The organism is Enterococcus sp. DIV1444a, assembly GCF_051712125.1.
Lineage (GTDB): Bacteria > Bacillota > Bacilli > Lactobacillales > Enterococcaceae > Enterococcus > Enterococcus faecalis.
In genome coordinates, this window is record NZ_JBIOOG010000001.1 from 968,953 (window position 1) to 980,644 (window position 11,692).

Here is an 11,692-nt window from a genome sequence, read left to right on the forward strand (position 1 = left end):
GAATAACCGGAATAGGATCTAGTATAGGTATTGTTGTAGGCAAAGATTATAGGGTTACTAATAGGCATGTGGCAAAAATGCAGTAAAGACAGATAATGGATATACTGGGTAATTTAGGACCTCACAAATAAGAGACCAAGATAATCAATTACCTTATGGAACTTTTTATTTAAAAAATTTAGGCTTATCAGAAGGAGGTTTTGATTTAGCCGTAGTTAAAGTTAGCAAACAAAATAATAATCCTAATGGTTTTATCGTTATACCTGTTGAATTAAAGCAATTTGAAAATATTATTAGTTTACTAACTCTTGTTGGATATCCAGTCCCAAGACTAGGTTATTATCAATGGGAACAAAATAATTTGCTTTCAAAAAAACAATCAGATGACGTAAATAAACCGGTTATTAAATATGATATAAAAGCAGATCGATCTGGCTTGCCTTTACTAAATGAAAGAGGGCAAGTAGTTGCCACCCATCCTACAAGTTATGGCAGCATAAACGGAGAAGAAAGATTGTCATCAGAAAATTTATACGTGTAGAAAGCTATTTCCATTAAGATTAATCATGACGAAAAATTAACCACTCATAAGAGAATAAAAATAGAATTTAGTTATTTGTTTTGAAGTAGTTATATAATTTGTTTGTGAAGAATATTTATATTGGTATGCAGAATACCAAATTTCTAACGTTTGTAGATGGAATGGATTTCGCATAAGATTTTTTAATATAAAATTAAAATATTACTATAGATGAAACTTTTTCAACTGATCAGTTAAGGTATCATCTTTTTAAATTTACTCCGTTTAAGATGAAGTATTTGTTTAAAATATACCATGGATTTTTATATTAAAGTTATAAAATAAAGAGCTAAAAGAATTGAGTAATAATTTGATAGTGATCTTAAAAGTTGTTTTGTTTTTAGGAATTCTTGTAAAATACTTTTAATATAGAAAAAGAAAGAAATAGAAAATATTATTGGATTTATTTTTAAAAGTACTAAAGAAGAAAATCAAGTGAGTGAAATTGTTATTGAGAATTTATAAAGCGTATAGTGAAGAAGTTGTCTTAAAAACTACAGAACTATAACTTTGATAAAGTAAGAAACACGGTTATTATAGGCAAATATCGAGGTGTATTTTAGTTTGATACTTGACTTTTTTGTATAAACTTATTTTTATATATTGAAAATCCTCCCTTCTGGGTTGTTATAGATATGAAACAGGAAAAAAACATTAAATTTCCTGCTTGTGTTCTTTGACAACTAAATAAAAATCTACCAGTACCTTCCATCTACGAGGAGCATGTTTTAGCTACGCCAAGACAAAGAAAAAAATTCTTTGAGCGAATAATTTCTAAAGCAACTTAACTGTCAATTAAGGCCAAGATTCGTAAATGAACTAATGATACTTCCGTGAGGCTCGCCATAATGAGGGGAGAGGTGAAATTCCTATGATGCTTCTGACAAAAGCAGCTGATAGATTTAAAGAGATATTTATTAATAGAAAGAAAAATAAATAATTTAAACTAAATGGATGAAAGAAGTGGAAAAATTGGAACAAGTGATAGAATATAGTGCTCAAATAATCTTACCAAAAAATTTCATTCTAATTCAAAGAGAGGAGTACGATCATTTAAAAAGAGCAGGTTTTAAAGGAAACTGTATTTCTGTAGAAGCGTTTAGGAAAAAACATACTTGTTTAAGTCGACCAATGTTTAATGAACGAATTCTTTTAAATCCGAGATTAAAAAAAATCTTAGATATAAGAGAAAATCCCAATGGTTGTGTCTCGTATCCAAAAGGTGGTAGTGCTGGCAAATATTATATATTAGAAAGTAAGATGTTAACGTTTATTGAAGAGTATTTTTCCGAGATTTTTACCAGTTTTCAGATAGATGCGGTATAATTATCTTGACCATAGCTATTTAAAAGCTCTTTTTAAAAGAGGCGATTTAAATGGGAATTAGTAAACGAGGAACAAAGTGGCGTGCTTTTGTAAGCGTAAAAAAGGAAGGTGGAAAATACAGAAATAAGACCTTAGGTAGTTTTGATACCAAATTTGAAGCAGTAAAAGCAGTGGAACATGCGCAATCCGTCGCTTCAAAAAATCGATGTATGGCGTTTACGCTTCCTTTTTATGAGTATTTTGAATGGTTTTTTCAAAAATATAAAAAAGAAGCTTGTTCCAAAAAAACGCAAGGACACTATCAGCATACTAAAAGATATATTAAAAGGTATTTAGGTGATACACCATTATCTGACTTAACAAATGATAAGTATGTAGAATTATTAAATCGGTTTTCTAAAGACTATTCGCCAGCTACTTTAGAAAAGTTTCATACTCATATGCGTGCTTGTGTCAAACAGGCTTTTGCTCTGGGGCATATTCCTATTGAGTTTACTTCAGGTAGTTCTTTGAGAGGCCTTGGAGATAAGTCTAAAGAGAAACCAATTTATCAAAAGTATATTGATGATACTCAGTATAAAAAAGTTTTACAGTATGTTGTTCAACATAGAGATAAAGAATCTTCTATTTATTATGTAATCATCTTTTCTCTAATTACAGGTTGCCGTTTTTCTGAAATAGTTGGGATTACAATTGATGATTTAAACTTTGAACAAGGGTTTGTAGATATAAACAAAACGTATGATCATATGAATCCGCCGTCTAATTCAAGCGATTGGCTTCCTTGTAAAAATAAAAATAGCTATCGTAAGGTAGAAATGCCACAGAACTTGGCAGAACTCTTGCAAGAGTTTTGGCAATATCAACAGAAAAAATGCCAGTTTCATCAAATTAAAAATCCACGTAAACAAATTTTCTTTGATTGGCAAGAAGGTGCCTGTGACAACCGAAAGGCCAATATTAAGATTAAAAAAATTCTTGTGACATGTGGCATAACTGATAAACCAAAATTTTCTATGCATTGTTGCAGACATACTTTTGTTTCTTTTTTAATCTATCAAGGCTATTCAGTAGAAGAAGTTGCTTTAATTGTTGGAGATAAACCAGAAGAAATAAGAAAAACATACTATCATGTCTTTCAGGAATATGAAGTTAGAACACGATCTAAAACGCGCAAATTGATGAATTCACTCTTTTAATTTGTTATTTAATACTAAATTAGCTGGTGCAAAGATGGTGCGAGAAAATGAAAAATAGTTAAAAGTATTTAAAGTGAAACGTTGAAATGACAGAGTTTATAAAGTATTTGACAGTATTTTAGGTAAACAATCTCTGGCCGCCGGTATACTAAAGACTGTTAAATCAATGATTTAACAGTCTTTTTTGTTTATTATTTTCTAAAATACATAAAAAAACCATCTCAAAAAATGAGATGGAAAGTTACGTGAGAGAGTGATAAGTATAGTGCGAATAAATACAGGGGTTACAGAAGAATGTGGGGGTTCTGAATCATCGTCATTAAATGTTCCTGCAGTGGGAATATGAATTTCTGTCATATTATATTCAATAACTTGAACTGTGATGATTGCAACAGTTCCAATGATTGCTAACATAGTAGTCATACTTTCACTCCTCTCTTAATTTTAAATAAAAGTACTTAATTGATTTGCTAAAGACTAAAAACATACATCAACATGAACGTTGAGCTTTAGCACTATACAACGTAAAGATCACTCTTAGCTATTTTAAGAAAAGCCTTCTCTTCGACCAGTCTTGTTCTACTCATTGGTGTCTCTCGACATTTCTGAGCAATAGCCTATGTTTGTATAGGAGCCTCACCTAACTTATTACAAAGAAATAATAGTCTTTTAAGTAACTCTTTGTCAAGACATAAGCAGTAGGAGAAATAGTTCTATTTACAAATGAATGCGACGAATCATTTCTTCTGTTATTTGTTCTACAATATCAATGGTTGTTTTTGGTGAACGTTGATTTCTGGGGATATCGATTGAGTAAATTTTGGCAATCCGTCCAGGATTTGCATCCATTAATACAACCCGATCAGAAAGTTGAACTGCTTGTTGAACGTCATGCGTGATCATTACAATTGATTTAGTCGCAATTTGATTGTTTAGCCAAATTTCTAATAAATCGTTGGATAATTGGCTGGCTGTAATGATATCTAAAGCTGAAAAAGGTTCGTCTAAAAGTAATAAGCTAGGTTCGATGGCTAAAGCACGAGCAAAGCCTACACGCTGTTTCATTCCACCAGATAACTCTCTGGGATAAGCTTTTTCAAAACCAGTTAAACCAATCATTTCAATGAGATTACTAACTCTTTTATTTATTTGTTCGTGGGAAATTTCTTTACGGTTTTCTAAGCCAAAGCTGATATTTTTTTCGACTGTCAACCAAGGAAAAAGGGCAAAATGTTGAAAAACCATACCGATATTGGCATCAGGCTCATTAATGATTTTATCTTCAAAAGTAATTTCACCTCTAGTTGTGCGAAGAAGTCCAGCAATACTTCTGAGTAACGTTGATTTGCCTGTTCCTGATTGTCCGATAATACTTAAAAATTCATTCGTTTTAACTGTTAAATCAATATTTTCAAGGACTTTTAAATGTTCTGAATGTCCTTCAATTTCAAATTCTTTATATACTGATTTTATGCTTAATAATTCTTTATTTTCCATCGTCTTATTAGATAGGTCAAGGGAAATCACCTATCGTTCTCCTCTCTAGTTTATCTTAAAAATTTAGTCGAGTTGAGTCATCCAGCTATTAATAGTGAAATTTTTGTTTTGCTGCTCGATATAAAGGTTGCCAAACAAAGGCGATACATAAACCAACAACGAAACACATCGCTAAGGTTCCTAAGGCAGATTTATCTTTTACACCATCGTTTGTCGCAATATATTGTCCTAGGCCAGTAACATCTATTGATTTTTTGCCCCATTGAATGCTTTCTGCTGCGATATCAGCGTTCCAAGCAGCACCAGCAGCGTTAATAATTGCTGTAATGAGGTAAGGTAAGATAGAAGGAATCAAAAATTTTGTCCACCATTGCCATTTAGATAATTTAAAAAGTTTAGTTACGTCACGAATATCATCAGGGATGGCTAAGTAGCCAGCAATTACATTAAAGAAAAAATACCATTGGCAACCAACCATGATGAGTGGTAGAATCCACCATTCTAATTTGTTGAAGCCCATACTAATAATCAACACAATGAATGGAGTATAAACATTTGACGGAATGGAGCCTAAAATTTGTCCAATCGGTTGAACGATGCTTAAGCGCCGATTATCATTCGCAACCCAAATTGCTAAGGGAGTAAAGATAATGCCAGCAACGACCATGGCCAAGGTAACCCTTAGCGTAGTATAAAGTGTTAATCTAGGAATCATGCTGAAATCTTGATGGGGCAGGAAATGATAGAGCTTAATAGAACAGTAAATCCCAATAATCGTTAAGCTGACATACCATAATGTTTTGAAGAAATGGCGTAATTTTGCTAGTAAGCGATAGAGATAATCTAGTTTGAAAAAGTACCAAACTTTTGGTAAATCATAGATCCAAAAATGACTGAATTTCACAAAAGCTTTTGAAAAGTATTTCGTTAAAGTTGCTTTTTTTAATAAATGATAAATGATGGATTTAGGTGGCGTCGTACTTTCGACATCTGTTTCATATTTAAAATAATAAGTGGCTCGAACTAAAGGTTGAAAGACTAAAAAGTTTAAAATCACCACATTGATTAATAAGGCAAAAACAGCCCATAAACAAGATTTAAAGTCGGCTCGATTTAATGCCACTTGGATATAAGAACCAATTCCTGGTAAGTAAAGGTTGGTTTCTTTAGGAAAAGCAACAGAAGCTTGCTCACTAGCCACTAAGGCAAACCAAGCCGCCGTTTGAGAAATAATAACGTTCCAAAGTAAGCCAGGAATTGAGTAAACAAATTCAAGGCGCCAAAATTTTTCCCAAGCATTGTACTTGAACTGATCGGTCACATTCACTAGATCTGAAGGAATCACTTCCATTATTTGGTAAAGAGTCAACATGATGTTCCAAGCTTGACCTGTGAAGATAGCAAAAATAGCAACCGCCTCTGCGCCCATCACATTTCCTGGAAATAACCCAAGTAACCAAGCAGTTGTAAAGGTCAAAAAGCCTAGTAATGGAACGGATTCAAGGAAATTAACTAATGGTAAAATGACTCTTCGTGCCGTTTTATATTTTACGGCTAAAATACCAAAAACAAAGGAAAACAGGAAGGACCAAGCCATGCCTACAATCATTCGAAACATGGTTCGAATTGAAAAGTAAAAAAGATTTGATGGAGATAAGAAATCATCTGTTTTACTTGGTGTTGCGAGGAATTCTTCTGAGGGAAGGGTGTGAAGAGGGCGATTCATTTTTAGCCAAGAGAAGACGATGATAAAAATGAAAATGCCTAAAATGATGAGCAAGGTAAGATTCCCGATACTTTTAGCAAGTAGGGTATTTTTCTTAGATGATGCAGTGACAGCTTTCAATTTAAAAACCTCCAATTAATCATATTAAAGAGGTCGCCGAATAAAAGAAGAAGATTATAGGGTAATCACAATAATTGAGCTTTGGCTTTCTGAGACGTAAGAAAAAATTCTAGTTATCTTAGGAAAGCCTTAATTCGACAATCCCTGCTTTACTCGTTACTGTCTCTCGACATTTCCGAGCGATAACCTGTGTTCTTCAGAGTAACCTCACCTAATATGATTCTATTTGATTTACATGCTTATCATACTCGTGACTAAAAATAAAACAATTTCTAGCTAGTTATACCTGAATGACTGTTTGTTGTTATTCTATTCAATTATTCTTAAAAAGTTTGCCCAGATTCTGTTTTTTTTAAGAAAAAATTATCAGAAGAGTATGTTATGTAACGCAAGGGGAATAGCGTAGGATGTTATATTTTTAGTTTGTCTCGTTTACTGTTAAAGATGTAATCTTAACTATAGGTGAATGGATAAAAAATTAAAAGTAATCTAGCACCTATATGAAGCAACAAAGAAATTTGTTCAGAAGAAAGGAAATTATGATGATTATTTGGTTAAACGGTGCGTTTGGAGCTGGAAAAACGACCATTGCACATGAATTACAACAAAAACTTCCCAATGCAATCATTTATGATCCAGAAATTATTGGTAGTGCATTGATGGAGTTAGTTCCCGAAGAAATGAAAGAAAATGATTTTCAAGAGTATCAGGAATGGCGTTGCTGGAATGCTCATTTATTAAAAAGACTGTCGAAAGCGTCTGGACGGCCGATTATTGTTCCAATGACCCTTTATAAAAATGAATATGAAGAAGAGCTGATTGGATATCTGAGACGAGCAGGCATTGACGTTTATCATTTTTTGTTAGCGGTCGAGAAAGAAGAAATTTTACAAAGATTATTGAAAAGAAATGATGGAACTTTTGAATGGGGGAAAAATAAGTTGCCCGAAGTACTTGAAGGTTTTCGTCAGATTCAGTTTACCGAGATTTTTAGAAATCATTCAGCTGACACGACAGAAATTGTAGCAACCATTCTTAATAGAGTAACCGAATAAAAACAAAATAAGGGACCTAAGCCGAAATGACTTAGGTCCTTTATTTTCTACTTCTTAAGATAATCAACTACCAGCTACCCTAATTTCTTCAAACTTTAAGACTACACATTTACGACAATCTATTTTTACACTGTCAAAATTTTCTTTTAAGTCTTGCATTTTGTTATTTTTAGCAGTATATTTTAGGTGTACCTAAAATATATTAGAGGTTAGCCTTCTGATGAGAAGGGCCTTTTAAAATTATTGCAAAACGAAAGAAGGAATTGAATTGAAAAATTCAGAAGAACATGAACCAAAGCAAAGACATCATTTGATTGAATATGCAAATGGTCCTTCGCTTGAAGAAATTAATGGCACCATTGACGTGCCTAAAAATATGAGTTTTTGGAAAACGTTATTTGCTTACTCAGGTCCAGGAGCATTGGTAGCAGTGGGGTATATGGATCCAGGAAACTGGTCTACTTCAATTACTGGGGGACAAAATTTTCAATATTTATTGATGTCGATTATTTTAATTTCCAGTTTGATTGCAATGTTGCTCCAATATATGGCGGCTAAATTAGGCATTGTTTCACAGATGGATTTAGCACAAGCGATTCGTGCTAGAACTAGTAAGACGTTAGGTATTGTATTATGGATTTTAACAGAGTTAGCAATTATGGCTACAGATATTGCTGAAGTTATCGGGGGCGCAATTGCCTTATATTTATTATTTCATATCCCTTTAGGTCTGGCTGTCTTTATTACGGTATTTGATGTTTTACTTTTGTTGTTATTGACAAAAATTGGTTTTAGAAAAATTGAAGCTATCGTTGTTGCTTTAATTGTTGTTATTTTTGTGATTTTTGCTTATCAAGTGGCATTGTCAAATCCAGTATGGGGAGATGTAATTAAAGGGCTGGTTCCTAGTGCAGAAGCTTTTTCTACATCGCATGCGGTGAATGGGCAAACGCCACTGACAGGTGCATTGGGGATTATTGGTGCAACAGTGATGCCTCATAATTTGTATTTACATTCTTCTGTTGTACAAAGTCGTAAAATTGATCGTAAAGATAAAACCGATATTCAACGCGCTTTACGCTTTTCAACTTGGGATTCTAATATTCAATTAACGATGGCATTTTTTGTTAACTCTTTGTTATTGATCATGGGTGTGGCCGTTTTTAAATCCGGCAGTGTCAAAGATCCTTCATTCTTTGGTTTGTTTGATGCTTTATCAAATCCAGCGGTTATGAGTAATTCTATTTTGGCACATATTGCAGGTTCTGGGATTTTATCGATTTTATTTGCGGTAGCCTTATTGGCATCAGGTCAAAATTCAACAATTACAGGAACGTTAACTGGTCAAATCATTATGGAAGGGTTTATTCATATGCGCGTGCCAATTTGGTTACGTCGGATGGTCACACGTTTGTTATCTGTTATTCCTGTCTTAATTTGTGTTTTAATGACCAGCGGGAAAAGCACGGTGGAAGAGCATATCGCGATTAATAATTTAATGAACAATTCACAAGTTTTTCTAGCATTTGCTTTGCCGTTTTCGATGTTGCCTTTACTGATGTTTACAGATAGCCGTGTTGAAATGGGTGAGCATTTTAAAAACTCGTGGTTGATTAAATTGTTAGGTTGGGTTTCTGTCATTGGCTTAATTTATCTCAATATGAAAGGTTTACCTGATCAAATTGAAGGGTTCTTCGGTGATAATCCGACAGCGAGTCAAATTACGTTAGCCGATAATATTGCTTATGTCATCATAGCACTCGTCATTCTCTTGTTAGTTTGGACGGTTGTAGAATTATATAAAGGCGATAAACGATATGCACAGCAGCTTGCAGCTATGGAGCAACAAGTAGAGGAGGTTAAATAATGAAATTTTCAAAAATTATGGTTGGTGTTGAAGAGTCGCCAGATGCGTTAAAAGCATTTCATTATGCTATCCAAAAAGCAAAAGAAGACCAAGCTGAATTGGTTATTGTTTCGATTTTAGAAGAGAAAGAGATTAATGTTTACCAATCGTTAGATAAAAATTACTGGCAAGAACAGTTGGCGAAATTAGAGAAACAAACGGAAAAATATCAACAAGAAGCGTTAGCGAATGGCATCGATAAAGTAAGTATAATTGTCAATGAAGGAAACCCAGGGGAATTAATTATTAATAAGCTTATTCCTTTGAATAAACCAGATTTGTTAATTATTGGCTCCAAGTCAACTAGCAAATTAAAAAGCTTTTTTGGTAGCCAAGCAGCTTATATGGCTCGATATGCCCCAATTTCTGTAATGATTATTCGCTAACAAAATTTAAACAGTTAAAAAAGCCGCCACGAATAGTAAATCGTGGTGGCCTTTTTTATAATAATTTTTGTTTGTATAAATAAACAGCCAAACTTAGTTGTAGCGAACTATCAGGAAATTCTAAAGTTAAGTGAAGGATCTCTTCTATTTTTTTTAAGCGGTAAATAATTGTATTACGATGTACATACATATTTGTGGCAGTCAACGAAATATTTTTATTCGATTGAAAGTAGGTGTTGATGGTTTCTAGTAGGGAACTTTCATGTTTTTGATCTTCTTTTTCTAATGGTTCAATCAATCGTTGATATATCTTTTGTTTGGCTTGTTTGGTCAGGGTTTCGATCATTAAACGATAAAAAAAGAGGTCGTCATAGTTCAAAATGGTTCGTTGTTGTAATTCTTGACTTGCTTGTGCTAAGTGGAATGTTTCTTGTGCTAATTTATAAGAATCACACAGATTGGTGATTTTTTTGACAGTTGGACCAATCGCTAATTTAAATGATAATTTTGGATTCAGTTTCATTAATTGCTCTAGTAAATTCTTGGCAAGATGAGTGGTTTGTGCAAGGTAGGTGGCTTCCTCTTGTACTGGATTTTCTAGTAATAAAATAAAGCCAGTTTGTGTAGGAAAGGCAGTAATTTTTTGTCGATATCCTTCTAAAATATGATTCAATTGATGGCCAATGCTATTCATTTGAATAGTCGGATTAAACAGTTGTTCCAATTGTTCAATGGCTACAAGCAAGAGACTAAATGTATCTTTTTCATTTAATTGCAGATAATTACTAAATTCTTGCCAAGCTTGAGGATTGGTATTTTTTTCTTGGATAAGGTCTTGAAACAGCGCCCCGATCTTTTGCCTCGTTGTTAAATTTTCCGAAGATTCTAATTGAAGTTGTGGTAAAAGGTAGTGAGCACAGACCTCCACAGATAATAAATCAATCGTCTGTAATTTTTTGGTAGTTTGCCAAATCACTAAGTAAGATAAGCTGAGATTTTTCTTTTTGATGGGTAAAATTCGCAAAGATAACTGATGGTTCGCTAAGGAAAATTCAACAGTCAATGGTTCTTTATAAAATAATAGTAGCTCATTGTTCTGGGCTTTTAAAGCTGTCTCAAACTGTTTTTTGAGAGTCGCGTTGTTTAAAATACTGGTGATTCTTGTTGGCGCATCAGGTAAATCAAAATGATTCATAATCTGAAAACGCTCGTCTAGAAGCATCACAGGCGCTTGAATCGCGGTACTTAATACTTCCAGTAATTGGGTACTTTTTCCGCCAGATTTGATAATTGTATAAAATTTATTATGCATATGAACAGAATGTTGGCTAATCGTTTCGTCAGGTTGATTGACTCGGCGATTGACCAATGAAATAATTTGAGAAAAGTTGTAATTATAAGGAATTGAGAGAATTGGTAAGCCGACGTCATTCGCTAATTGGATCATCTCTTGTGGAACTTCATTGAAATAACGTTGGACTTTAAAGCCTAGAGCAGCGCAGTTCATATTTGCTAGTTCTTGAATAAGACGTTTTTGCAAGCAAGGCTGATCTTTGAAAATATAGCCGGTAGTTAATAAAATTTCTCCTGGCGTTAACCAGTCAAAAGCATCAGGATTTTCTAAAATATTTGCTTGTAGAATTGGCGCATCTAAATTGGTCTCGTGCGTTAATAAGGTTAAACCAGGTAGTTCTTCTGCATGGAGTAGATCATTGACCGTCATCATTAGCAAGCCCTCCTTTTGTATGAATTATCTAAAAATTAAGTGTATTTATTGTAAGATGTTACAAAACTATTTTAGGGAAAATAAGGTATCCTTATACTAATAGAAAAAAGTTCCAAGTCATCACGTGATTGGTAGTCACAAGTGACCAAATAAGAACAATCAGCGCTTGCA

8 protein-coding genes, 1 pseudogene and 2 riboswitches are annotated in these 11,692 nt (G+C 33.5%); of the genes and pseudogenes, 5 read left to right on the forward strand and 4 right to left on the reverse strand.

The annotated features are described in order from the left end of the window. Positions 1-1,534: 1,534 nt before the first annotated feature. Both IGI87_RS04880 and IGI87_RS04885 read left to right on the forward strand, forming a co-directional pair. A complete protein-coding gene (locus tag IGI87_RS04880) occupies positions 1,535-1,906 on the forward strand; it encodes a DUF771 domain-containing protein (protein ID WP_438736391.1) in 372 nt (123 codons plus the stop codon). A 50-nt stretch (positions 1,907-1,956) separates the two neighbouring features. Continuing rightward, positions 1,957-3,105, forward strand: a complete 1,149-nt coding sequence (locus IGI87_RS04885; RefSeq protein ID WP_438736392.1) for a tyrosine-type recombinase/integrase — start codon at positions 1,957-1,959, stop codon at positions 3,103-3,105. 163 nt (positions 3,106-3,268) lie between these two features. On the opposite strand, the pseudogene IGI87_RS04890 reads toward IGI87_RS04885, so the two are convergent. The 3 genes and pseudogenes from IGI87_RS04890 to IGI87_RS04900 all read right to left on the reverse strand — a co-directional run bounded on the left by IGI87_RS04890 (position 3,269) and on the right by IGI87_RS04900 (position 6,463). Beyond that, positions 3,269-3,528 (reverse strand): annotated as a pseudogene (locus IGI87_RS04890) (hypothetical protein). A 64-nt stretch (positions 3,529-3,592) separates the two neighbouring features. Next, a riboswitch (M-box (ykoK) riboswitch) is annotated at positions 3,593-3,760 on the reverse strand. Positions 3,761-3,822: 62 nt separating this feature from the next. Then, entirely contained in the window at positions 3,823-4,602 is a 780-nt protein-coding gene (locus tag IGI87_RS04895) for an ABC transporter ATP-binding protein (RefSeq protein ID WP_162782568.1), read from the reverse strand. A gap of 88 nt (positions 4,603-4,690) precedes the next feature. Next, positions 4,691-6,463: an ABC transporter permease subunit gene (locus IGI87_RS04900; RefSeq protein ID WP_317095446.1), complete on the reverse strand. Its 1,773-nt coding sequence runs from the start codon at positions 6,461-6,463 to the stop codon at positions 4,691-4,693. 44 nt (positions 6,464-6,507) lie between these two features. Next, positions 6,508-6,674, reverse strand: a riboswitch (M-box (ykoK) riboswitch). Positions 6,675-6,987: 313 nt separating this feature from the next. Here IGI87_RS04900 and IGI87_RS04905 point away from each other — a divergent pair. The 3 genes from IGI87_RS04905 to IGI87_RS04915 all read left to right on the forward strand — a co-directional run bounded on the left by IGI87_RS04905 (position 6,988) and on the right by IGI87_RS04915 (position 9,795). After that, entirely contained in the window at positions 6,988-7,503 is a 516-nt protein-coding gene (locus IGI87_RS04905; protein WP_438736393.1) for an AAA family ATPase, read from the forward strand. 268 nt (positions 7,504-7,771) lie between these two features. After that, positions 7,772-9,370: an Nramp family divalent metal transporter gene (locus IGI87_RS04910; RefSeq protein ID WP_002382010.1), complete on the forward strand. Its 1,599-nt coding sequence runs from the start codon at positions 7,772-7,774 to the stop codon at positions 9,368-9,370. Beyond that, complete coding sequence (locus IGI87_RS04915; RefSeq protein WP_104854248.1) at positions 9,370-9,795, forward strand: universal stress protein; 426 nt, start codon at positions 9,370-9,372, stop codon at positions 9,793-9,795. The genes IGI87_RS04910 and IGI87_RS04915 overlap by 1 nt, the downstream gene beginning before the upstream one ends. A gap of 55 nt (positions 9,796-9,850) precedes the next feature. Here the strand turns inward: IGI87_RS04915 and IGI87_RS04920 are convergent, their stop codons facing one another. After that, entirely contained in the window at positions 9,851-11,521 is a 1,671-nt protein-coding gene (locus IGI87_RS04920; protein WP_438736394.1) for a PucR family transcriptional regulator, read from the reverse strand. Between the last annotated feature and the right edge of the window lie 171 nt (positions 11,522-11,692).

Coding starts and splice junctions, on each gene's coding strand:
- IGI87_RS04880 (WP_438736391.1), top strand. CDS start 1,535: ATGAAAGAAGTGGAAAAATTGGAACAAGTGATAGAATATAGTGCTCAA.
- IGI87_RS04920 (WP_438736394.1), bottom strand. CDS start 11,521: ATGATGACGGTCAATGATCTACTCCATGCAGAAGAACTACCTGGTTTA.
- IGI87_RS04915 (WP_104854248.1), top strand. CDS start 9,370: ATGAAATTTTCAAAAATTATGGTTGGTGTTGAAGAGTCGCCAGATGCG.
- IGI87_RS04895 (WP_162782568.1), bottom strand. CDS start 4,602: ATGGAAAATAAAGAATTATTAAGCATAAAATCAGTATATAAAGAATTT.
- IGI87_RS04905 (WP_438736393.1), top strand. CDS start 6,988: ATGATGATTATTTGGTTAAACGGTGCGTTTGGAGCTGGAAAAACGACC.
- IGI87_RS04885 (WP_438736392.1), top strand. CDS start 1,957: ATGGGAATTAGTAAACGAGGAACAAAGTGGCGTGCTTTTGTAAGCGTA.